Origin of the sequence: Neisseria sp. CCUG17229, from assembly GCF_047839235.1 — a bacterium.
GTDB classification, from domain to species: Bacteria; Pseudomonadota; Gammaproteobacteria; order Burkholderiales; family Neisseriaceae; genus Neisseria; species Neisseria brasiliensis.
Window position 1 is genome coordinate 1,817,194 of sequence record NZ_CP181247.1, and the last position, 22,173, is coordinate 1,839,366.

21 protein-coding genes and 1 pseudogene are annotated in these 22,173 nt (G+C 49.4%); 3 read left to right on the forward strand and 19 right to left on the reverse strand.

Annotated elements, in window-relative coordinates; genetic code table 11:
• Positions 1-76 precede the first annotated feature (76 nt).
• The gene (locus tag ACM67B_RS08685) at positions 77-328 is read left to right on the forward strand and encodes a DUF1289 domain-containing protein (RefSeq protein WP_416190553.1); all 252 of its coding nucleotides are present in this window, start codon (positions 77-79) and stop codon (positions 326-328) included.
• Positions 329-366: 38 nt separating this feature from the next.
• Here the strand turns inward: ACM67B_RS08685 and ACM67B_RS08690 are convergent, their stop codons facing one another.
• The 13 genes and pseudogenes from ACM67B_RS08690 to ACM67B_RS08750 all read right to left on the reverse strand — a co-directional run bounded on the left by ACM67B_RS08690 (position 367) and on the right by ACM67B_RS08750 (position 14,561).
• The gene (locus tag ACM67B_RS08690) at positions 367-1,017 is read right to left on the reverse strand and encodes a site-2 protease family protein (protein WP_416189277.1); all 651 of its coding nucleotides are present in this window, start codon (positions 1,015-1,017) and stop codon (positions 367-369) included.
• A 189-nt stretch (positions 1,018-1,206) separates the two neighbouring features.
• Entirely contained in the window at positions 1,207-1,827 is a 621-nt protein-coding gene (locus tag ACM67B_RS08695; RefSeq protein ID WP_416189278.1) for an L-threonylcarbamoyladenylate synthase, read from the reverse strand.
• A gap of 244 nt (positions 1,828-2,071) precedes the next feature.
• Complete coding sequence (gene prpF, locus ACM67B_RS08700) at positions 2,072-3,241, reverse strand: 2-methylaconitate cis-trans isomerase PrpF (protein ID WP_416189279.1); 1,170 nt, start codon at positions 3,239-3,241, stop codon at positions 2,072-2,074.
• A 195-nt stretch (positions 3,242-3,436) separates the two neighbouring features.
• Entirely contained in the window at positions 3,437-4,657 is a 1,221-nt protein-coding gene (locus ACM67B_RS08705; RefSeq protein ID WP_416189280.1) for a phospholipase D family protein, read from the reverse strand.
• A 95-nt stretch (positions 4,658-4,752) separates the two neighbouring features.
• The gene (gene acnD, locus ACM67B_RS08710; protein WP_416189281.1) at positions 4,753-7,353 is read right to left on the reverse strand and encodes a Fe/S-dependent 2-methylisocitrate dehydratase AcnD; all 2,601 of its coding nucleotides are present in this window, start codon (positions 7,351-7,353) and stop codon (positions 4,753-4,755) included.
• A 120-nt stretch (positions 7,354-7,473) separates the two neighbouring features.
• Entirely contained in the window at positions 7,474-8,256 is a 783-nt protein-coding gene (gene tam, locus ACM67B_RS08715; RefSeq protein WP_416189282.1) for a trans-aconitate 2-methyltransferase, read from the reverse strand.
• 41 nt (positions 8,257-8,297) lie between these two features.
• Complete coding sequence (locus ACM67B_RS08720; protein ID WP_416189283.1) at positions 8,298-8,639, reverse strand: 5-carboxymethyl-2-hydroxymuconate Delta-isomerase; 342 nt, start codon at positions 8,637-8,639, stop codon at positions 8,298-8,300.
• Positions 8,640-8,654: 15 nt separating this feature from the next.
• Positions 8,655-8,990: an EamA family transporter gene (locus ACM67B_RS08725; RefSeq protein WP_416189284.1), complete on the reverse strand. Its 336-nt coding sequence runs from the start codon at positions 8,988-8,990 to the stop codon at positions 8,655-8,657.
• A 118-nt stretch (positions 8,991-9,108) separates the two neighbouring features.
• Positions 9,109-9,441 (reverse strand): annotated as a pseudogene (locus ACM67B_RS08730) (EamA family transporter); the annotation flags it as partial.
• Between the two features lie 21 nt (positions 9,442-9,462).
• A complete protein-coding gene (locus ACM67B_RS08735; RefSeq protein WP_416189285.1) occupies positions 9,463-10,089 on the reverse strand; it encodes a LysE family translocator in 627 nt (208 codons plus the stop codon).
• A 218-nt stretch (positions 10,090-10,307) separates the two neighbouring features.
• The gene (gene prpC / locus ACM67B_RS08740; RefSeq protein ID WP_416189286.1) at positions 10,308-11,459 is read right to left on the reverse strand and encodes a 2-methylcitrate synthase; all 1,152 of its coding nucleotides are present in this window, start codon (positions 11,457-11,459) and stop codon (positions 10,308-10,310) included.
• A 116-nt stretch (positions 11,460-11,575) separates the two neighbouring features.
• Complete coding sequence (gene prpB / locus ACM67B_RS08745) at positions 11,576-12,451, reverse strand: methylisocitrate lyase (RefSeq protein WP_095502793.1); 876 nt, start codon at positions 12,449-12,451, stop codon at positions 11,576-11,578.
• Positions 12,452-13,247: 796 nt separating this feature from the next.
• A complete protein-coding gene (locus ACM67B_RS08750; protein ID WP_416189287.1) occupies positions 13,248-14,561 on the reverse strand; it encodes an NCS2 family permease in 1,314 nt (437 codons plus the stop codon).
• A 216-nt stretch (positions 14,562-14,777) separates the two neighbouring features.
• Here ACM67B_RS08750 and ACM67B_RS08755 point away from each other — a divergent pair, with 216 nt between their 5' ends.
• Positions 14,778-15,710: an AEC family transporter gene (locus ACM67B_RS08755; RefSeq protein WP_416189288.1), complete on the forward strand. Its 933-nt coding sequence runs from the start codon at positions 14,778-14,780 to the stop codon at positions 15,708-15,710.
• Positions 15,711-15,781: 71 nt separating this feature from the next.
• Here ACM67B_RS08755 and miaB read toward each other — a convergent pair whose 3' ends face one another.
• Both miaB and ACM67B_RS08765 read right to left on the reverse strand, forming a co-directional pair.
• On the reverse strand, positions 15,782-17,113 hold the full coding sequence (gene miaB, locus ACM67B_RS08760; RefSeq protein ID WP_416189289.1) for a tRNA (N6-isopentenyl adenosine(37)-C2)-methylthiotransferase MiaB: 1,332 nt from the start codon (positions 17,111-17,113) through the stop codon (positions 15,782-15,784).
• Between the two features lie 191 nt (positions 17,114-17,304).
• Positions 17,305-17,688, reverse strand: coding sequence for a hypothetical protein (locus tag ACM67B_RS08765; protein WP_416189290.1), 384 nt, complete (start codon positions 17,686-17,688; stop codon positions 17,305-17,307).
• Between the two features lie 242 nt (positions 17,689-17,930).
• On the opposite strand from ACM67B_RS08765, the gene hemL reads away from it, so the two are divergent.
• The gene (hemL, locus tag ACM67B_RS08770; protein ID WP_416189291.1) at positions 17,931-19,214 is read left to right on the forward strand and encodes a glutamate-1-semialdehyde 2,1-aminomutase; all 1,284 of its coding nucleotides are present in this window, start codon (positions 17,931-17,933) and stop codon (positions 19,212-19,214) included.
• Between the two features lie 87 nt (positions 19,215-19,301).
• Here the strand turns inward: hemL and ACM67B_RS08775 are convergent, their stop codons facing one another.
• From ACM67B_RS08775 to ACM67B_RS08790, 4 genes are all read right to left on the reverse strand, one after another.
• The gene (locus tag ACM67B_RS08775) at positions 19,302-20,198 is read right to left on the reverse strand and encodes a DMT family transporter (protein ID WP_416189292.1); all 897 of its coding nucleotides are present in this window, start codon (positions 20,196-20,198) and stop codon (positions 19,302-19,304) included.
• A gap of 166 nt (positions 20,199-20,364) precedes the next feature.
• Positions 20,365-20,778, reverse strand: coding sequence for a GlcG/HbpS family heme-binding protein (locus tag ACM67B_RS08780; RefSeq protein ID WP_416189293.1), 414 nt, complete (start codon positions 20,776-20,778; stop codon positions 20,365-20,367).
• A gap of 153 nt (positions 20,779-20,931) precedes the next feature.
• Positions 20,932-21,705: an IS3 family transposase gene (locus ACM67B_RS08785; protein ID WP_416188878.1), complete on the reverse strand. Its 774-nt coding sequence runs from the start codon at positions 21,703-21,705 to the stop codon at positions 20,932-20,934.
• A gap of 23 nt (positions 21,706-21,728) precedes the next feature.
• A complete protein-coding gene (locus ACM67B_RS08790) occupies positions 21,729-22,085 on the reverse strand; it encodes a helix-turn-helix domain-containing protein (RefSeq protein ID WP_416189294.1) in 357 nt (118 codons plus the stop codon).
• Positions 22,086-22,173: the final 88 nt, after the last annotated feature.

Sequence of the window (22,173 nt, forward strand, 5' to 3'; positions counted from 1 at the left end):
GACGGCCTTCTCGTATCTCATTGACTTTACATCAATAACCGCCTACCATGACAGAAAAATGACATCTTTCCCTGCCATGCAACAGCCCGACTTCTTCACCATTCCCAGCCCGTGTATCGGCGTATGCGAAGCCAATGCCAAAGGCTATTGCAAGGGCTGTTTGCGCAGTCGTGAAGAGCGGCTCTATTGGCAGCAGATGAGCGATGAGCAAAAGCATCAAGTTATGCGTTTGTTGAGTATGCGTAAAAACAAAATCCGCAACCGCAAACTCGACTTACTCGCCCCTGCCGATGTGACCAATGCCGAACAAATCGGTTTCGATTTTTAAACAACAAGGCCGTCTGAATCTTCAGACGGCCTCAGTTTTTAAATAATCAATCCGACAAATCCTGCCACCAGCGACATAATCAAATTCACCATCGGCCCGATGATTGTCCACAACACACCGGTCATCAGCAAAATCAGAATAATCCAAGTGCCGTAAGGCTCAATCTTGCGATATTGCATGGATTGCTTCGCCGGTAGGAAACTGTCCACGAATCGGCCACCGTCCAAAGGCGGCACCGGCAGCATATTCAACACAAACAATACCGCATTAATTGAAATACCGAATTGCGCCATTTTTGACATCGGAAACTGATACGATTCAGGCGCATACACTGCTGCCACCGCCACCAGCCCCCAACCGAACGCCATCACCAAATTCGACAACGGCCCGGCAATCGCCACTGTACGCATACCCAAGCGCGTATCGCGGAAATTGCGCGGAATCACCGGCACCGGTTTCGCCCAGCCAAACATAAAACCGGTGGTAAAAAACAACACCGCCGGCACCACAATCGTGCCAATCGGATCAATATGCGCCAACGGATTCAGCGTCAGTCTGCCCATCTGCTCGGCGGTAGGGTCGCCCCAATAACGCGCCGCATAGCCGTGTGCCGCTTCGTGCACCGTAATCGCCAGCAACACCGGCAACACCGCCAGTAAAAAAATACCTAAATCAAAATTCTGAAACATGGTTTTCGCTCCGCAGAAAGCTGTTTGCGGGAAACAACTTTTCCAATATCAAAGCCGTCTGAACCGCCAAATAGTCAAGAATATAACAGATTTTGCAGATGTGGGCATAAAGCGGGGATTCAAGGCCATGGAATAAAAGCAGGAGGCTGTCTGAAATACTATTTTTCAGACGGCCTTTATTATCATTTTTTACAAACCAAACAGACCTTTATCTCCCTTGCCTTCTCGAATCAACTCCGTACCGTCGGTCATATCAATCACGGTGGTTGGCTCGGTGCCGCACCAGCCGCCGTCAATCACTAAATCTACACTGTGTTCCAAGCGGTCGCGGATTTCGTAGGGGTCGGTCAGCGGTTCGTCGTCTTCGGGCAGCATTAAGGTGCAGCTCAACAAAGGTTCGCCCAACTCTTGCAGCAAGGCCAAGGCGATTTTGTTGTCGGGTACGCGCAGGCCGATGGTTTTGCGTTTTGGGTGCATAGTGCGGTTGGGCACTTCTTTGGTGGCTTCCAAAATAAAGGTGTAGCTGCCCGGCGTAGCGGCTTTGAGCTGGCGGAACTGGCTGTTGTCCACTTTGGCGTATGTGCCCAATTCGCTCAAATCGCCGCACATCAAGGTTAAGTGGTGTTTTTGGTCGATTTTACGGATGTGCAGGATTTTTTCCATCGCATTTTTGTCGCCAAGTTGGCAACCCAGCGCGTAGCAGGAATCGGTAGGGTAAACAATCACACCGCCGTTGCGCACGATGTCGGCGGCTTGCTTAATCAGGCGGTCTTGCGGATTGTCGGGGTGGATGGCGAAAAATTGTGCCATGTTTGTGTCCTTTGCGTTTGATGTTTTTGCTTCGGTGCATATTGTAAAACTTATTGATTGAAAAGACAAAAGGCCGCCTGAAAGTTTTTAGGCTTCAGAGAGTCTACTGCTGACTAAATACACCATTTAAAGAGAAACCAGCTTAAGCCGCTGGTACAGCCGAACAGATGGGAAACAGCCAGAAAAAAGCCGTCTGAGACTTCCCATTTCAGACGGCCTATCATCAAAGCGATTTCAAGCTATTTTAAAAGGTATCATCCGGCACACGCACCCAGCCTTCCATAATCACGCGGGCGCTGCGGCTCATGACAGCTTTGGTGGCAGTCCATTGTCCGTCAACCAGTTCAGCCGATGCACCCACGCGCAAGGTGCCGGATGGGTGGCCGAAACGCACGGCATCGCGTTTACCGCCGCCTGCGGCCAAGTTTACCAAGCTGCCTTCGACGGCGGCTGCGGTGGCGATGGCAACGGAAGCCGTACCCATCATGGCGTGGTGCAGTTTGCCCATGCTCATGGCGCGCACCAGCAAATCGATGTCGCCTACTTGGATGGCTTTGCCGCTGGATGCGGTGTAATCGGTCGGTGGCGCGACAAAGGCCACTTTCGGCGTGTGCGCACGGGTGGCAGCTTCGGCCACGTCTTGGATCAAGCCCATTTTTACAGCGCCGTATGCGCGGATGGTTTCGAGTTTTTCCAAAGCGGCCGGATCGTTGTTGATGTCGTCTTGCAACTCGGTGCCGGTATAGCCCAAATCGGCGGCGTTCAGGAAAATGGTCGGAATGCCGGCGTTAATCATGGTGGCTTTAAAGGTGCCGATATTCGGCACTTCTAAATCGTCCACCACATTACCTGTCGGGAACATGCTGCCTTCACCGTCGGCCGGGTCGAGAAATTCGATTTGCACTTCGGCGGCAGGGAATGTCACGCCGTCAAGCTCAAAATCACCGGTTTCCAACACTTCGCCGTTTTGCATCGGCACATGGGCAATGATGGTTTTGCCGATGTTTTGCTGCCAGATGTTGACAGTGCAAATGCCGTCTGAAGGGATTTTTGCGGCATCAACCAAGCCTTGTGAAATAGCGAATGCACCCACAGCGGCGGTAAGGTTGCCGCAGTTGCCACTCCAATCGACAAACGGTTTGTCAATCGATACTTGGCCAAACAGATAATCAACATCGTGGTCGGCGCGTTCGGATTTATCCAAAATCACGGCTTTACTGGTGGACGAGCTGGCATTGCCCAAACCATCGATTTGTTTGCCGTAAGGGTCGGGGCTACCCAACACGCGCAACAGGATTTTATCGCGCGCTTCACCTGCTTGTTGCGCGGCTTCAGGTAAATCGGTGCGTTTGAAAAATACACCTTTGGATGTGCCGCCGCGGTAATACACGGCCGGAATTTTAATTTGCGGCATTTTGTTTCTCCTTATTGTTCTTGTTTGGGTTTCAGACGGCCTGTTTAATACTAAGGCCGTCTGATTTTTTTCACAATATTTGTTGTCTGGTTAATGTGGGTTTACACCCACCCTACTCGCTACTGAAAGTTTTTCAGACAGGCATTTCAGACGGCCTGTCATGCGGTGGGTTGACACCCGCCCTACACGGCTTAGTTAATATATCACTCGAGATTTTGGTTCATAGTAAATACAGTCAATCAAGGCAACCCGATTATTCCATGCCTGAATTTCTATTTTATCGTTAGTAAGAGGTTTGTTATTAAACCAAGGCGTATCATAAATACGCTGAAGGATCTCATCCCAATAACGTTCCCCATCGATATTTTGAATATTTTTGATGCCTAACTCCTTGCACATTTTTTCTTTGTTTTGTCCATTAAAACAGAAAAATAAATCTGGGCGTTTCATTGCCAATAGTCGAGTTGATACGCCAACAGGGTTAACATAACCAGCAGATTTACAAATTTGGCTATACTCCACAAAATCTGCTCGGCTAATATTGCCTGATAATGGAATCATATCAATAGCCTTAGCAAATTCTTGATTGTCATTGCTGATTTTTTTAGAGAAATTTCCATTACTCTTCGTGCTACCAAACCAAGCATAATCAAGTTTCGTCGGTGCATGGTTAGGTAACCCTGCAATGAATTTTCGTATTTCTAAATCTATATCTAAAAAATTAGCATATTCTTGAAAACGTCGCTTTACATAAGCCAATACTCTTAATCTTCCTAAAAAATCATGATGCTTATCTCTTTGAATGGTTTTCAGATAATCTGGCCATGAATAAGTTAAAATATTAGTAGTCAAAATATTCTGTTGCATTTCACTGCATTCTTTACCGCTTTGATAGACATTGGATAAGGTTTGAATTGTTTTTTGTCGTGCGAGGTAAAGTTCACGGTATTTTTTAATTCCATCATCGTTAATGGTAGTAGCTTGTTCAAAGCACTCTTGTTTTAAGAAACTTTGAATTTCTTGGAAAAAATCAGCAGAATTCCCAGTCATCATCAGCATCATTTCTTGATTATTTCCGGCAAACGCCCCTTTTGTAAAATTAGCACTACCTGAAAGTAAAGCCCAATCGGTTTCTGTGTTCCAAAATAAATAAAGCTTCGGGTGGAATACGCCGTCAGTTTGCAAAATAAATCTAACATGGTCATGGTTTTTAAATTGTTCTAATACTTCAGGTGCGGTCTGATAAAAATGCAATCCTATGGTTGAATGTTTGATTTTATTAGGATGGGCATTTAAGTTTTTAAAAGCGTCATGCTCTGAAGAAGCCCAAGCCGTTGCGAAAGAAGCGTGTTCGTATTGCTTGGTTAATCGAATAAATTCTTTAGTTAGTATTTTTGACTTAGTAATCAGTTTCATGGATGTCTTCCCCTGATTTTATATGTATATATTTCAGACGGCCTCAAATCACTTTGAGTCCGTCTGAAATATTAGCTTCAACACACAAGATGTAGTTAAGCGTTCCCTTCCAAGAAGTCTTGCGCGAAGCGTTGCAGCACGCCGCCGGCTTCGTAAATCAACACTTCTTCGGCGGTATCCAAGCGGCAGGTTACGGGTACTTCAACCGTTTCACCGTTTTGACGGTGAATCACCAAGGTCAAATCGCAGCGCGGTTCGCGTGTGCCGATGACATCGTAGGTTTCGGTGCCGTCCAAGGCCAGCGTGTGGCGGTTGGTGCCTTCTTTGAATTGCAGTGGCAACACACCCATGCCGATCAGGTTGGTGCGGTGGATACGCTCGAAGCCTTCGGCCACAATGGCTTCCACACCAGCCAAACGCACGCCTTTGGCTGCCCAGTCGCGGCTCGAGCCTTGGCCGTAGTCAGCACCAGCAACGATAATCAGCGGCTGCTTGCGGTTCATGTAGGTTTCAATCGCTTCCCACATGCGCATCACTTGGCCTTCCGGTTCCACGCGGGCGAGCGAGCCTTGCTTGGTGGTGCCGTCTTCATTTTTCACCATCTCGTTGAAGAGTTTAGGGTTGGCGAAAGTGGCACGTTGGGCAGTCAGGTGGTCGCCGCGGTGGGTAGCGTAAGAGTTGAAGTCTTCTTCCGGCAAACCCATTTTTGCCAAGTATTCACCAGCCGCGCTGCTCGGCAGAATCGCGTTGGACGGCGACAAGTGGTCGGTGGTGATGTTGTCAGGCAAAATCGCCAGCGGACGCATACCTTTCAGCGTGCGCTCGCCTGCCAATGCGCCTTCCCAATATGGCGGACGGCGGATATAGGTCGACATCGGACGCCAGTCGTACAACGGGCTAGGTGCGCGCTCGGCAGCACCGGTGTCAAACATCGGAATGTAAATATCACGGAATTGTTGCGGCTTCACAAATTCGGCCACCACGGCATCAATTTCCTCATCGCTCGGCCACAAGTCTTTCAGGCGGATTTCTTTGCCATCTACCACGCCCAACACGTCTTGTTCGATGTCAAAACGGATCGAACCGGCAATCGCGTAGGCCACCACCAGCGGCGGAGAAGCCAAGAAGGCTTGTTTGGCATACGGGTGGATACGGCCATCAAAGTTGCGGTTGCCCGACAATACGGCGGTGGCGTACAAATCGCGATCGATGATTTCCTGCTGGATTTTCGGGTCGAGTGCGCCTGACATACCGTTACAAGTGGTGCAGGCAAAACCGACCACGCCGAAGCCCAAGGCTTCCATTTCCGGCAGCAATCCGGCTTCTTTCAGATACACTTCCGCCACTTTCGAACCAGGCGCGAATGAGGTTTTTACCCACGGTTTGCGTTTCAAGCCCAAGCGGTTGGCGTTGCGTGCCAGCAAGGCAGCGGCCACCACGTTGCGCGGGTTAGACGTGTTGGTACACGAGGTAATCGCCGCGATAATTACCGCGCCGTCCGGCATTTTGCCATCGGTCGGTTCTTCGTAAGGGGCGGCAATGCCTTTGGCGGCCAAATCGGTGGTCGAGAAACGTGCATGTGGGTTTGACGGACCGGCCATATTGCGGGTCACGGTGGACAAGTCAAACTTCAACACACGCGGGTATTCGGCAGTTTTCAGCGCATCTGCCCACAAACCAGCGGTTTTGGCGTAGGTTTCCACCAATTTCACTTGCGCTTCGTCGCGACCGGTCAGCTTCAGGTAATCAATGGTTTGCTGGTCGATGGCAAACATAGCAGCAGTCGCACCGAATTCAGGAGTCATGTTGGAAATGGTGGCGCGGTCACCAATCGACAGGCTGTCGGCACCTTCGCCGAAGAATTCGACAAACGCACCCACTACGCGCTCTTTACGCAAGAATTCGGTCAAGGCCAACACGATGTCGGTAGCAGTAATGCCCGGCTGGCGTTTGCCGGTAAGTTCCACGCCGACAATATCCGGCAGACGCATCATCGAGGCGCGACCGAGCATCACGGTTTCGGCTTCCAAACCACCTACACCCACGGAAATCACGCCCAATGCATCAACATGTGGCGTGTGTGAGTCAGTGCCGACGCAGGTATCCGGGAAGGCCACGCCGTTTTTCACTTGAACTACCGGCGACATTTTTTCCAAGTTGATTTGGTGCATGATGCCGTTGCCCGCCGGAATCACGTCCACATTTTCAAACGCGGTTTTTGTCCAGTTGATGAAGTGGAAACGGTCTTCGTTGCGGCGATCTTCGATTTCGCGGTTTTTGCGGAAGGCATCCGGATCATAGCCGCCACATTCCACGGCTAGCGAGTGATCGACGATCAACTGGGTTTGCACCACTGGATTCACTTTGGCCGGATCGCCGCCTTTTTCGGCAATCGCATCGCGCAAGCCTGCCAAATCCACCAATGCGGTTTGACCCAAAATATCGTGACACACCACGCGCGCCGGATACCATGGGAAATCGATTTCCTGTTTGTTGTCAATCAATTGACCCAGCCACGATTGCAGCGTGGCCAAATCCACCTTATCGGCGCGGTTGACCAAGTTTTCCGCCAAAATGCGGCTGGTGTACGGCAGCTTGTCGTATGAGCTGGGGCGGATGTCTTCACACGCTTGGCGCGCGTCGAAGTATTCCAGATTGGTATCAGGTAACGGTTTTTTATAGATTTGGTTAGACATGGTGATCTCCAGTGATTTATGTTTTTCTTCTGTTTGACTGCTTGGGGTTTCAGACGGCCTGTTGTTTATCTCAAGGCCGTCTGAAAAATAGTTTTAATTTTAATAAGAGCGACAGCCGTTTCAGACGGCATGCCCTTTGTGCGCCACGATAAACATTCGCGGCAACGCCAACAACACATTGCCATCATGTCGGCGCGGATAATGTTGGTTTAATTGCTCGATGTATGCCTGCATAAATTCGCCCTGCTGCGCTTCGCCCAAACAGGCCAGATAAGGGCGCAATGCGGTGCTGGCAAACATATCGGCGATGGCGGCGGTATCGGGCAAAACGTGGTAATACACCGTGCGCCACACATCCACTTCGCAACCTTGCGCCACCAGCAAATCATAATAGCGGGATACATCCCAAACCGGCGGGCGGCTGTCGGCGGCTTGAGTCAACTCTTTCCATTGCGGCAATGCAGCGGTGTCGCGCATGAGAAAATGCGACGGCTCATCCAAATTATCCGGCATTTGCGCCGCCAACACACCGTGTTGTTTCAACTGGCGAATCAGGTGCGGCAACAGCGTTTGCGGCGTATCCGACCATTGCAGTGAGGCGTTGGCGAACACAATATCTTGCGGCGCTTCCGGCTGCCAATCGTGAAAATCCTGCAATACAAAACGGCAATCGGGCAATTTTTCCTGCGCGGCGGCGAGCATGGCGGGCGAGCTGTCCACACCGGTAATCTCGGCTTGCAGCCATGCTTGGCGCAACAAGGCGGTGCTGCTGCCCGAACCGCAGCCCAAATCGGTGATCCGTTGCGCTTGAATGTGTGCAATCCGCGCCAACAATTCAGCCGGCGGGCGGTTGCGTTCTTTTTCAAAACGCTGATAGTGTTGCGGATTCCAATCTTTGCTCATGACAATTGCGCTTGTAAATTGGTTTCAGACTGCCTGTTGGATTAACGGTGGGTTTTGGTGTAGGTCGCGCGAACCATGTCGCACAAATCCACGCTAATCTGAATGCTCGGCGCTTGTGCGGTCAATTTTTGCACGGTTTCAGCCAAAGCGCGGCTTAATTCGGCTTGGGCGCTTTCGCTGCGCCCTTCCAGCAAACGCAAGGTCAAATGGGCAAAGGCTTGTTTGGTACCCCCAACCAAATAATCGGCTTGCTCATAGCGGCACAGGCGGATTTTCAAATCGTATTCTTCAAACAAGCCGCTGTTTAATAAGGTTTGGTGTAATTCTGGCAAGGCTTCTTGCGGCATTTCTACGCCGCCGTATTCAACAGTTAAATGAGGCATTTTGTTATCCTTTTTTTATTTGTTCAGACGGCCTAACCATTTGCCGCCGAACACATGAATCAGCAAACCGGCCATTACGACCACTATACCCGCCCAATGCCATGCGCCCAAACGTTCGCCTAAGAAGATATAGCCGACCAACAACGCAATCACCGGCACACACAGCGCAAACGGAGTAATCTTGCCTGCCGGATGGCGCGAGAGCAAATCGCCCCACGCGGTGTAGCCGACCAAACTCGACACATAGGCCAAAAACAAAATGCTGGCAATGCCCCAACCGCTGAGAGACAGCGTGTAAGAAACCAGACCATCGGCGCCATACATCATCAAAGAAACGGCGGTAAATGCCACCAAGGCCGACCACTGCCAGCAAAGCCACCAACGGCATATTGCCTTGATATTGGCCGATGCCGATTAGCATCAGCCCCACCGCAGCAGCAATCATACCCAACAAATGATGGCGCAACAGTGGCTCTCTCATCATCACACCGGCCACCAATACGGTAAGAAACACTTGCAACTGAATCAATAAGGCTCCCAAGCCTGTAGGCATACCCAGTTCCAGCGCGGTAAACATCAACCCGAATTGGCCGAAGCTGATGGTGATACCGTAAAGCGCCAGCCAATACCAAGCGACTTTCGGCAGTTTAATAAAGAATACCGCCGGAAAAATCACCAATAAAAACCGCAACAAGCCCAATATCATGGGCGGCACATCGGCCAAAGCGGTTTTCATAAAGAAAAAATTAATGCCCCAAATACTGACCACAGCAGCAATCAGCAAAGCGTCTTTTGTGTTCATGGTGGGATACCGTTTGTGAAGTTATCGAGTGGAAACCATTTCCCATAAACCATGCAAACCGATAAAAAGCAATACCATACCAAACACGGCTTCCATTGTTTGGCGCACTATTATTTTTTCTAGAAACCGCCGAGCACCATGTGCCGCTAAAGCATAAACCGACATCACAACCGCTACCGCAATCACAAACCAAAATGAAAGCATGAAAAGCTGTATATTCTCCGACGCATTGGAATGGTGATCAATAAAACGGGGCAAATACGCAATCAGAAAAATAATGGTTTTGGGATTGATGATGGTAATCCAAAAACCCGCTTTCCAGTCAACATTTTTTACCGACACCGGCAAACCCGAACGAAGACCACTGATCGCCCGAAATGAACCATATGCTAAGTAAATCAGATAACAGGAAGAAAACACGTTCATTACAGTAAGCATGGATTCAGAAGAAGCAATAATACCGCCTACTCCTAAACACACCGCTACTAAAAGTAAGGCATCTGCCAACAATATCCCTGCCGTAATGCTTGCCCCTTTTCTCCATCCCGAATGAATCGCCCCCTGTATTACCAACATCATGGCAGGGCCGGGCAAGGCGGCAACCAACATGCTTGACAATAAAAAGTAAACGGTTTGTGTGGCATTCATTTATTATCTGTCGGTCAAAACGTATACAACCGTATATTCCCTTGGCTTGAGTGCAAGCAAAATATTTGTTTGAGCTTCCTAAACCAACATTGCCTTTTGTCTTTCCAACTGAATCTTTATCTTTGGAAAATTATTTAATTACTAATATTCAAGTACGCATCATCGTAAATTTTTCAGACGGCCTGATGCGAAAGCATAAAGGCCGTCTGAAAAGTACATCAGCAGCGTTCGTCCAATGGCACGAACGGAATATCGTCAGGACCGGTGTAATTCGCGCTCGGACGGATAATCTTGCCGTCTTTGCGTTGCTCCAACACGTGTGCCGACCAGCCGGTGGTACGCGAAATCACGAACAATGGGGTGAACATTGCAGTCGGTACGCCCAGTTTTTGGTAAGACACGGCAGAGAACCAGTCCAGATTCGGGAACATTTTTTTCTCGTTCCACATCAAGGTTTCCAAACGCTCGGCAATGTCAAACAAGCGCATATCATCGGCTTCTTTGCTCAAATCGCGCGCCACTTCTTTAATCACAACGTTGCGCGGGTCGGATACGGTGTACACCGGATGGCCGAAACCGATCACGATTTCTTTGCGGCCGATGCGCTCACGGATGTCGGCTTCGGCTTCGTCGGCATTGCGGTAACGTTTTTGAATGTCGTAAGCCACTTCGTTCGCACCGCCGTGTTTCGGGCCTTTCAAAGCACCGATGGCACCGGTAATGCAAGAGTAGATATCCGAACCGGTACCCGCAATCACACGACTGGTGAAAGTAGATGCGTTAAATTCGTGTTCTGCATACAAAATCAGGGAAATGTGCATGGCTTTAACTTGCGAAGGCGTTGGGCGTTTGCCGTGCAACAAGTGCAGGAAATGACCGCCAATGCTCTCTTCTTCGCTCTCAACGTCAATGCTCTTGCCTTTGTGTGAATATTGATACCAATACAGCAAGATGCTGCCCAAGCTGGCAATCAGTTTGTCGGCGATATCGCGCGCTTCACTTTCCGGTTGGCTTTCACGCTCAGGGTGAACGCAGCCCATCATAGACACGCCCGAACGCAAAACGTCCATCGGATGGGTGTGTGCCGGCAAGTTTTCCAGCATTTTGCGGACACGAATCGGCAAGCCACGCAAGGTTTGCAATTTGGCTTTATAAGCTGCCAATTCGCTCTTATTCGGTAGATGGCCATGAATCAGCAAGTGCGCCACTTCTTCAAATTCGCAATGCTTGGCCAAATCGAGAATGTCGTAACCGCGGTAGCTCAAGTCGTTACCGGTTTTGCCGACAGTACACAGCGCGGTGTTACCGGCTGCTACGCCTGACAGGGCTACGGATTTTTTCGGTTTGAAAGTAGGGGTTTCGGTTGTCATGATGTTTCTCCTATTAATTGTTAATTGCTTTTTTAATATGATTATTTTTTCAGACGGCCTTTTCACTGGGAACAGGCCGTCTGAAAATCCAACAACTTCTATTTCTACGGCTTTATTTATTTTTGAAACAATTGGTCTAATTTCTGCTCGAAATCGTGGTAGCCCAAGTGTTCGTACAATTCCGCGCGAGTCTGCATGGTATCGACCACATTGGCTTGCGTTCCGTCGCGCATAATCGCTTCATACACATTCAATGCCGCTTTACTGGCCGCGCGGAAGGTTGAGAGCGGATACAGCACCAGCTGTACACCGTTTTCAGCCAATTCCTGCTGGGTGTAGAGCGGGGTTGAACCGAATTCGGTGATGTTGGCCAATACCGGCACTTTCACCGCATCAACGAATTTTCTGTACATGCCCAGTTCGGTCATCGCTTCCGGGAAAATCATGTCGGCACCGGCTTCCACACAGGCTTGCGCACGCTCAATCGCCGCATCCAAACCTTCAACCGCCAGCGCGTCGGTACGCGCCATGATGACGAAGTTTTCATCGACACGCGCATCAACGGCGGCTTTAATGCGGTCAACCATCTCTTCTTTAGACACGATGGCTTTGTTTGGACGGTGGCCGCAACGTTTTTGCGCCACTTGGTCTTCAATATGTACCGCAGCCACACCCGCACGCTCAAAATTGCGGATGGTGCGTGCGATGTTGAATGCACCACCCCAACCCACATCAATATCCACCAGCAGAGGCGTATCCACGTTATCGGTAATACGGCGCGCATCAATCAGCACGTCTTCCATGGTGGTGATACCCAAATCCGGAATACCGTTTGAGCAGGCTGCCACGCCGCCGCCGGACAGGTAAATCGCTTTAAAACCGCTGTGGGTGGCCAAACGGGCAAAATAAGCATTGACGCAGCCCACCACCGCCAACGGATTAGATTCTTGAACGGCTTGACGGAAACGCAGGCCAGCTGAAGCTTGGGTCATCTTTTTTCTCCTCTTATCAATCACATCGTCAAATCAAACTTTGATTGACATCACTAAAATCATTTTCAATAAACAGTTAACATTTGTGTTTAAACCAGCCGTAGCGCATGCGGCCACCGCTTATTGAGAATTATTCGAGATTTTTGCTTTGGATGTTTGAAATAAAACAGAAAAATACGGCGAAAGAGTGGCCAATTAACGCGTGACGGCTTTGACCGACAACAAACCGAAAGCAGCAGCGGACAAAGGGAATATTTCGTTGAAATGAAGAGATAGCGGCAAAATTGCGCGGGAAATCATGGCAGTTCCTTTGTATGATGTAGTTTCATGTAGTTTTTCTTTGATTTAAATCTAAGCCATAATTTTTTTTGTGTCAAATAGTTTTTCAACCCACTTGATAACTTTTATCAATTAAAAACAAACAAATTAATTAAAAATAACCTGAATGCAAATCCAAAATACTCTTAATTTATTGTATTTTATTATTTTATTACATTTAATTTATATATAATTGAAAGCAACAATTTTTTCATCAAACTCAAAAAATAATCTGCTATTTTTGGCAAGAGATTTTAAATCTCATATCAGTTTTCAGTTAAATACCGTGAATAACTACTTGAAATAAGCAACTATTCTCCAGATTATCCAACCGGCAGTTTTTTATTCTAAACTACACTTTCACTTGAATTATTTTCATACAACTTCAATTATTCAGTTGTTTATAACAATAAAAACAGGCCGTCTGAAACATATTACTTTCAGACGGCCTGTTTAAAGCATTTTCTAGCAGCGCGAATCAACCGCCCATACACCAGAATTTCAATGCCCACAACACAGCCACAATCCACACCATCGGCGGCACTTCTTTCGCGCGGCCACACAGCAGTTTAATCACCGCATAGCTAATAAAGCCTGCCGCGATACCGTCGGCAATCGAATAAGTAAACGGCATGAATACAATGGTTAAAAAAGCCGGCGCGGCTTCGGTAATGTCGTCCCAATCGATTTCGGTGGCACTGCGTAACATCTGCGTGCCCACGTATAACAAAGCCGGTGCGGTGGCAAACGCCGGTACACTTTGTGCCAACGGCGAAAACACCAAACACGCCAACATCAGCAAACCAACCACCACGGCAGTCAAACCGGTGCGGCCACCTGCGGCCACGCCCGATGCGCTTTCTACATAAGGCGTGGTTGACGATGTCCCCAAAGCAGCACCGGCCACAATAGCAGTTGAATCCGCCAGCAAAGCACGTTTCAAGCGTGGCAGTTTGCCGTCCACCAACAAGCCCGCACGGTGCGATACGCCGACCAAAGTACCGGTACTGTCGAATAAATCCACCAAGAAAAACACAAAAATCACGCTGATCATGCTGACGGTGAACAAACCTTCAAAATCCATCTGCATGAAAGTGGGTGCAATACTCGGTACGCTGCCGACCACACCTTTGAATTCACTCAAACCCATCAGGCTGGACAACACGGTAATGCCCAAAATAGTGATGATAATCGCACCTTTAATACGGAAATAGCTCAGCACGCATACCGCCGCGAAACCACCCAAAGCCAGCAATACTGACGGCTGGTGAATATCCCCCATGCCGACCAACGTAGCCGGATTATCCACAATCACACCTGCGCCTTTTAAGGCAATCAATGCCAAAAACAAGCCAATACCGGAGGCAATTGACATTTTCAAGCCCATCGGCAACGCGTTCACCAACATTTCGCGCACTTTAAACAGGCTGAAGAAGATGAAAATCAAACCCGACATAAACACCGCGCCCAATGCCACCTGCCAAGGTACACCCATGCCCTTTACCACAGCAAAAGTGAAATAGGCATTCAAGCCCATACCCGGGGCGAGTGCAATCGGATAATTACCGACAAAGCCCATCACAAAGCAGCCGATGGCTGCGGCGATACAGGTGGCAACGAACACCGCGCCGACATCCATGCCCGCTTCACCCAAAATTAAGGGGTTGACGATAATGATGTAACACATGGTCAGAAAGGTGGTTAAACCCGCCATCATTTCTGTACGCACATTGGTGCCGTTTTCGCGTAATTTAAAAATGCGCTCAAACATACTGTTATCTGAAGTATTCATGTTTATCTTTAAAAGTTGGGAAAATTTTGGGCGGTATTATACTGAAATTCCAAACACTTCGGGCAATTAAATCCATTCACCCATCTGAAAAAACCATTGTATTGCAACAGATTCCGAGGCAGACAATCTTTCAGTTATATGAAAAAGCAACGCAATTTGTCGCTGACGCCGCAAAGGCGTAAAATTACTATTTATTTATATCCTATCAAATCTCCAATGGAAACCTCTCTGCTGCTTGCCGAAAAAATTGCCCAGCTCACACTGATTGTGCTGATGGGCATTGCCTTAGTAAAATTCAAACTGCTCAAACCGGCCGACAGCTATCCGCTTTCCGTAATTACGCTTTACCTTATCAGCCCGGCGGTGATGATTCACGCCTTCCAAGTCGATTACACACCTGAAATTCTTGATGGCTTGTGGCTTTCGGTGAAGCTTGCTTTGCTGTTTAACTTTTCGCTGATTGTATTGGGCAAACTTTTTGCCAAAATCTTCAAGCTGGATATTCTGGAACAAGCCGCCGTGATTTACACCAACGCGGGCAATCTGATTATTCCGGTGGTGCTGGCCGTATTCGGCGCAGAATGGCTGATTTACACCGCAGGCTATTTGATTGTGCAAACCGTATTGTTCTGGACACACCTGCGGGTGATGTTTGCCGGACGCAGTCAAATGTCAGTCAAAAAAATCTTCACCAACGTCAATATTTTGTCCATCGCCGTCGGCTTATTCATGTTTGCCTTCCAAATCAAGCTGCCAAACGTAGTGGACAACGCGCTGGCCAACGTCGGCAGCATGATTGGCCCAATTGCCATGATGATTGCCGGCATGCTGATTGCCTCGCTGCCTTTGAAAGAAATCATCGCCTCCAAACGCATCTATCTCGTCACCTTCCTGCGCCTGATTCTGATGCCGCTGGTGCTGCTGATCATCATCAAACTCTTCGGCCTTGCCGAGCAAAACAGCCATAACCAAACTGTGGTGCTTATCAGCTTTTTGGCCACCATCAGCTCATCCGCTGCCACGGTCACGCAGATGGCGGTGCTGTATCAAAAGAATCCGCAAAAAGCCAGCGCAATTTACGGCATCACTACCCTGCTTTGCGTGGTGAGTATGCCGCTAATGATTGCGCTTTACCAGTGGGTGATTTGAAGAGTTTGAATATGAAAAGGCCGCCTGAAAACATAATTTTCAGACGGCCTTTTAGCATTTAAAAACTTCAATTAATTCTTAGACACCGGCACCCCGCGCAACGAGAAGGTATAAGCATCGGTGATTTCCAAATCAACCATTTGGTTAATCATCTCCGGCGTGCCGTTGAAAATCACCACGCGGTTGTTGGCGGTGCGCGCTTGCAACTGATCTGGGTCTTTCTTGGAAATGCCTTCCACCAAGCAGCGTTGTACCGAACCGATCATGCTTTGGTTGATGCGTTTGGTTTCCGCTTCGATGACTTCGTTCAAGGCTTCCAAGCGACGCACTTTTTCGGCATTCGGTGTGTCATCCGGCAGGTTGGCGGCCGGTGTGCCTGGGCGTGGGCTGTAAATGAACACATAGCTCAAGTCGAAGGTAATGTCTTTCACCAGCTTCAAGGTTTGCTCGAATTCGCGTTCGGTTTCGCCGGGGAAGCCGACGATAAAGTCGCTGCTCAAACACAAATCAGGGCGGATGGCGCGCAGTTTGCGGATGATGGATTTGTATTCCAAGGCGGTGTAGCCGCGTTTCATGGCGCTCAACACGCGGTCGGAGCCGCTTTGAATCGGCAGGTGCAAATGCGACACCAGCTTAGGCAAATCGCGGTAGCACTCGATAATCGAATCGGAAAACTCGCGCGGGTGGCTGGTGGTGAAACGCATGCGCTCAATGCCCGGAATTTCATGCACAATGCGCAACAAGGTGGCAAAGTCGCAGATTTCGCCATCGTCCATCTCGCCGCGGTAGGCGTTCACATTTTGGCCTAACAGGTTGATTTCTTTCACACCTTGTTGCGCCAAACCGGCAATTTCGGTCAACACGTCATTCAACGGGCGTGAAAATTCTTCGCCGCGGGTATAAGGCACCACGCAGAAGCTGCAATATTTGGAGCAGCCTTCCATGATAGAAATAAACGCGCTGCCGCCTTCCACTCGCGCCGGTGGCAAGTGGTCGAATTTTTCGATTTCCGGGAAAGAAATGTCGACTTGCGAATGGCCGGACGTTTCTTTGTCCACAATCATTTTCGGCAGGCGGTGCAAGGTTTGCGGGCCGAATACCACATCCACATAAGGTGCGCGCTTGATGATTTCTTCGCCCTCTTGCGATGCCACGCAACCGGCCACGCCGATAATCAGGTCGGGATTTTTTTCTTTGAGCGGACGCACGCGTCCCAAATCGGAGAATACTTTTTCCTGCGCTTTTTCGCGCACGGAGCAAGTGTTGAACAAAATAATATCGGCTTGATCGGCTTGCGAAACTTGCTCGATACCGCCGTGTTCTTCCGCCAAAACGGCCAGCATTTTTTCGCTGTCGTATTCGTTCATCTGACAACCGAATGTGCGGATAAAGACTTTTTTCATGGTTTGTGCTTTCTCAGGTAGCCCGTAATCGCGGGGCTGATTTATAAAACTTTCAGACGGCCTTCGAAGATTGCAAAGGCCGTCTGAAAGTGCGATTCTCTCAATTTGATAATTTGAAGCAACACGGTTGGGCGGTTGATATAAAAGCCACCGTGATTAAAAATTTAATGGGTTTTCAGACGGCCTGAACCTTACTGCGCCTGATTTTGTGCGCGTTCGGCAAAGTTTTGCACTTCGCCTTCGGTCAGCACCCAAATTTCACGAATCACGCCCGCGCCGTCTTGTTTGACGGCCAAGGGTTTGCCGACTTGTGCGTTCAGACGGCCTAATACGATAAAGCGGTCGTTTTCATCACGAATGCGCACGAATCGGGATAATTGGAAGCAGTCGGTATTACCATCGACCAAGCCCAAGGTGAGCAGTTTTACCCACGAAAAGCCGCTGCTGCTCAATTTCACATATGGCAATTCAACTTCTTTCAACACCGCCACACTCATATCGGTAGGCACATCGCGCTGCGCCCAAGTCAGCGATGAACAAAGCAAAAAGCAGGCTGCCAGTAATCCGCGTAACACTCTTTTTTCTAAGTATTGGTTAAGGTGTGAGATTATAGCACAGCCCAATAAAAAATGAATAGAGTGATTGTTTTTAAAGAATAATTTTCATATTCATCTACATAGATTTGAAAACACGCTGCGCATTTCGCTGCCTGAATCATGCCGTCTGAAACCGCTTAGCCGCAAATCAATGTTAAAATGGCACTTTATTTTTTCAGACGGCCTCCCCTTTCAGACGGCCTTTTTTAAAGGACACCAGCATGAACCGTAACGAAACCTTGTTCAACCGCGCCAAAGCCATCATTCCCGGCGGCGTGAATTCACCGGTGCGCGCGTTCGGCAGCGTCGGCGGCGTGCCGCGCTTCATCAAAAAAGCCGAAGGCGCGTATGTTTGGGACGAAAACGACACCCGCTACATCGATTACGTCGGCTCATGGGGCCCTGCGATTGTCGGCCACGCCCACCCTGAAGTGCTGGAAGCCGTGCGCGAAGCGGCTGTGGGCGGTTTGTCGTTCGGCGCACCGACCGAAGGCGAAATTGTCATCGCCGAAGAAATCGCCAAACTGGTGCCTAGCGTTGAACAAGTGCGCTTGGTCAGCTCCGGCACCGAAGCCACGATGACTGCCATCCGCTTGGCACGCGGCTACACCGGTCGCGACAAAATCATCAAATTCGAAGGCTGCTACCACGGCCATTCCGACAGCCTGCTGGTGAAAGCCGGCAGCGGCCTGCTCACCTTCGGCAACCCGAGTTCCGCAGGGGTACCGGCCGACTTCACCAAACACACTTTGGTGCTGGAATACAACAACGTCGCCCAGCTCGAAGAAGCCTTCGCCCAATCCGGCAACGACATCGCCTGCGTGATTTTGGAGCCTTTTGTCGGCAACATGAATTTGGTGCGGCCGTCTGAAAGCTTCGTCCAAGCCCTACGCACGCTCACCGAGCAACACGGTGCAGTGTTGATTTACGACGAAGTGATGACCGGCTTCCGTGTTGCATTGGGCGGCGCGCAATCGTTGCACGGCATCAAACCCGATTTGACCACCATGGGTAAAGTCATCGGCGGCGGTATGCCGTTGGCGGCATTCGGCGGCAAACGCGAAATCATGGAATGCATTTCCCCGCTCGGCGGGGTGTATCAAGCCGGCACCCTTTCCGGCAACCCGCTGGCCGTGGCTGCTGGTTTGAAAACCTTGGAAATCATCCAGCGCGACGGTTTCTATGAAAACCTGACCGCCCGCACCGAGCAACTGGTGCAAGGCTTCACCGCCGTCGCCAAAGACAACGGCGTACAGTTCACCGCCGACAGCGTGGGCGGCATGTTCGGCCTGTATTTCGCTGACCACACCCCGCAAAACTACGGCGACATGGCACGCAGCAACATCGATGCGTTCAAACATTTCTTCCATGGTATGCTGGAACGCAATGTTGCGTTCGGCCCATCCGCCTACGAAGCCGGTTTCGTATCCGCCGCACACACGCCTGAACTGATTGACGAAACCATCGCCATCGCGCGTGAAGTGTTTCAGGATATGGCGAAATAAGGTTTAATTTAGATTGAATCAAAAGGCAAAGGCCGTCTGAAATTTCAGACGGCCTTTTATCATATAAAATGAGCTTGCTGGTTTCACTTATCCCAGCGCCTGTTCCATCTTCTCTTTCTTCCCCACCGCATTCAACACCGCCACCGCAATAATCAAAAACACACCCACCGATTGCAACCCGCCCAATTGTTCGCCCAGCAAAAATACCGCCAACATCACCGCAGTAAACGGCTCAAACACGGTAAACACAGCGGCTTTGGCGGCAGGCATTTTCTCCAAGCCTTTAACAAACAAGCCAAAAGCGATAATCGTGCCGATTAAAGACAAGGCAAACGCAGTCAGCCATACCGAAACATCCAGCGCAACCAACTGCGCTAAAGTTTGATGTGTAGCAGGCAGACACAGCAAAGCCAGCGCAGAAATGCTCACCGATGTAAACAGCAACATCATCGGCGGCGCGCCCGTCATAACTTTTTTGCCCAACACGCCATAAAGCGCGTAGCAAATACCCGAGCCCAGCCCAATCATAATCCCGAGCGCATCAAAATTCATGCCGCCTGCCATGGTCAAGCCCACACCCAATGCGGCCACCACCGTGAGCATGGCCGCTTTGCGCGTAATCGGTTCACCCAACAGCATGCGGCTGAAAATCAAACTCCACACCGGCGCGGTATAGAGCAAGGCCACCGCCAGCGACGAGCCGACTTTGGCCACCGCTGCAAAATACAGCAAACTCATGCCCAACACACCAATCAGCGATTGCGCCGTCAGCATCGGCAGGCGCTTGATGTCTAACCCGCGCAAAAAGCGTATGAAATATGGCAGTAGCAACAGCAAAATCGCCGCCGCAATCACAATGCGCAAAGTCGCCACCTGTACACCGTCAAAACCGGCACGGTTGAGCAAAGTGCCCAAAAAACCGAGCGAGCCCCAACACACTGCCGCTACGGTAATCTGAATCATGCCTACAGTCTGCTTCTCCATTTTTTCCTCTGTGATTATGGCTCTATTTTTCCGTTATCATACAAATAAAGCCGCTTGATTTGAATAGAGATTACGAGTTTTATTTTTAAAGGTCTCATGCCATAAACAAGGCCATCTGAAATTTCAGACGGCCTTGTGTGATTGTTTTATTTTGAGACACCAATAATTATCCGGCAAATGCGGCGGCAATCATTTCGGCGGTGCGGTTGTCACTTTCACCATCTGCACCACTCACCCCCACCGCGCCGACCATGTGGCCGTGGTGCAACAAGGGCACACCGCCTTGTTGGGCGGTGAGTTTATCAGTTTTCACCAGACTTGATGTCATCTGGCCGCTGAAGTTGGCCAACTGTGTGGACGGTGCTTTCAGATAAACAGCAGTTTGGGCTTTGTTGATGGCGGTATCGATGGTAATTAAAGCCGCTTCGTCCATGCGGGCAAAGGCCAATAAATGACCGCCGGCATCAACGATGGCGATGGCGATTCGAAGGTGTTTGTGTTCGGCGTATTCCATGCCGAACTGAATCAGTTTGTGCGCGGTTGCTAGGTTGATGTGCGCGCTGTGTGTGATTTTATCCATAAGCTTTTGAGTCAATGAATCGTCGGTCAACAGGTCAAGCGTAATGAAACCATTACGCTTATCATTTTTATTTTTGTGACTATATGATAAAACCAAGGCCGTCTGAAAAATAGTGAACTGTCCCCCAATTCTTGGACAAATTAAAAATCTTTCTCAAACAGCCTGTTCAAGCTGGGTCCTGTAAGCCACAGGACTCAGCTTTTTTAAATTCAAACTAATACGTTCATAATTGTAGTAACGTATGTAATCATCTATCACTTTGGTCAACTCTGCCACCGATAACACACCTTCCTGATAGAAGCTTTCCACTTTTAATGTCCCGAAGAAACTCTCCATCGGTGCATTGTCCCAGCAATTCCCTTTGCGCGACATGCTCTGCACAATGCCTTTCTCCGCCAGCTTTTCCCGATAAGCCTGAGTTCGGTAAAGCACACCTTGGTCAGAATGCAGCAGCGGGGTCTGCCCTTTCAGACGGCCGAATGCCTTATCCAGCATCTGCATGACCATCTTGCTGTCCGGCTTTCTACTGAGCTCATAAGCCACAATCTCACGATTGAATACATCCAATATCGGCGATAAGTACAGTTTGCCGTCGGTGCATTTAAACTCGGTCACATCGGTCAACCATTTATCTCCCGCTTTATCAGCAGTGAATGCACGCTTAAGGATGTTTTTCGACGTCTCTCCTATAACTTGCGGACGATAGGATTTTTTGTTGCGCACTTTGGCTTTCAAACCCAATAATCCCATAATACGCTGCACTTTCTTTTTATTCCACGATAATACAGCTCCAATCCGCCGTTGGCCGTAGCGACCTTTGTGTTGGTGATAAACTTCACTCACCGCCGCTTTGGCTTCCATATCGGGATCGGATTTACCGATGTGGTAGTAGAAACTGCTTTTGGGTATGCCGGCACTGTGCAACAAGTATTTCAGCGGGTGCTTCGCCCTCAGCGTTTGAACGGTTTCGCAACTTTGGTGGCGTTCTTTTCGTTGAGGGCTTTCATGTGCTTTAGGTAGTCGATCTCCGCCCTCATGTAGCATAACTCTTCAATCAGCTCTGCCTGAGTTTTTTCATGGTCGGGTTTGTCGACGATAAAGGGATTGTTGCGTTTGGTCTGCGTAGTCTTCATAAGCGTAGCCTGTGGGTGCTGAAGTGCGGCTATACCGCCTTGACGGTAGGCGGCAATCCAACGGCGCAGGTGGGTGCGTGAGACGTTGAAATGGTCTGCGGTACGCTGTTGGCTGTGCACTTGATGGTAATGGAGTACGGCTCGGTATTTGAAGTCTAGTGTATATTTGGACATAAGAAAACTGCACCTTTTTAAGTTGGGGGGAAGTGTCCAACTTTTGGGGTGCAGTTCAATAGTGTTCAGACGGCCTTTTTCATTAATA

Excerpts from the sequence above, each read along its gene's own strand:
- ACM67B_RS08685 (WP_416190553.1), top strand. The coding sequence starts at position 77 with ATGCAACAGCCCGACTTCTTCACCATTCCCAGCCCGTGTATCGGCGTA.
- ACM67B_RS08690 (WP_416189277.1), bottom strand. The coding sequence starts at position 1,017 with ATGTTTCAGAATTTTGATTTAGGTATTTTTTTACTGGCGGTGTTGCCG.
- ACM67B_RS08695 (WP_416189278.1), bottom strand. The coding sequence starts at position 1,827 with ATGGCACAATTTTTCGCCATCCACCCCGACAATCCGCAAGACCGCCTG.
- prpF (WP_416189279.1), bottom strand. The coding sequence starts at position 3,241 with ATGCCGCAAATTAAAATTCCGGCCGTGTATTACCGCGGCGGCACATCC.
- ACM67B_RS08705 (WP_416189280.1), bottom strand. The coding sequence starts at position 4,657 with ATGAAACTGATTACTAAGTCAAAAATACTAACTAAAGAATTTATTCGA.
- acnD (WP_416189281.1), bottom strand. The coding sequence starts at position 7,353 with ATGTCTAACCAAATCTATAAAAAACCGTTACCTGATACCAATCTGGAA.
- tam (WP_416189282.1), bottom strand. The coding sequence starts at position 8,256 with ATGAGCAAAGATTGGAATCCGCAACACTATCAGCGTTTTGAAAAAGAA.
- ACM67B_RS08720 (WP_416189283.1), bottom strand. The coding sequence starts at position 8,639 with ATGCCTCATTTAACTGTTGAATACGGCGGCGTAGAAATGCCGCAAGAA.
- ACM67B_RS08735 (WP_416189285.1), bottom strand. The coding sequence starts at position 10,089 with ATGAATGCCACACAAACCGTTTACTTTTTATTGTCAAGCATGTTGGTT.
- prpC (WP_416189286.1), bottom strand. The coding sequence starts at position 11,459 with ATGACAACCGAAACCCCTACTTTCAAACCGAAAAAATCCGTAGCCCTG.
- prpB (WP_095502793.1), bottom strand. The coding sequence starts at position 12,451 with ATGACCCAAGCTTCAGCTGGCCTGCGTTTCCGTCAAGCCGTTCAAGAA.
- ACM67B_RS08750 (WP_416189287.1), bottom strand. The coding sequence starts at position 14,561 with ATGAATACTTCAGATAACAGTATGTTTGAGCGCATTTTTAAATTACGC.
- ACM67B_RS08755 (WP_416189288.1), top strand. The coding sequence starts at position 14,778 with ATGGAAACCTCTCTGCTGCTTGCCGAAAAAATTGCCCAGCTCACACTG.
- miaB (WP_416189289.1), bottom strand. The coding sequence starts at position 17,113 with ATGAAAAAAGTCTTTATCCGCACATTCGGTTGTCAGATGAACGAATAC.
- hemL (WP_416189291.1), top strand. The coding sequence starts at position 17,931 with ATGAACCGTAACGAAACCTTGTTCAACCGCGCCAAAGCCATCATTCCC.
- ACM67B_RS08775 (WP_416189292.1), bottom strand. The coding sequence starts at position 20,198 with ATGGAGAAGCAGACTGTAGGCATGATTCAGATTACCGTAGCGGCAGTG.
- ACM67B_RS08780 (WP_416189293.1), bottom strand. The coding sequence starts at position 20,778 with ATGGATAAAATCACACACAGCGCGCACATCAACCTAGCAACCGCGCAC.
- ACM67B_RS08790 (WP_416189294.1), bottom strand. The coding sequence starts at position 22,085 with ATGTCCAAATATACACTAGACTTCAAATACCGAGCCGTACTCCATTAC.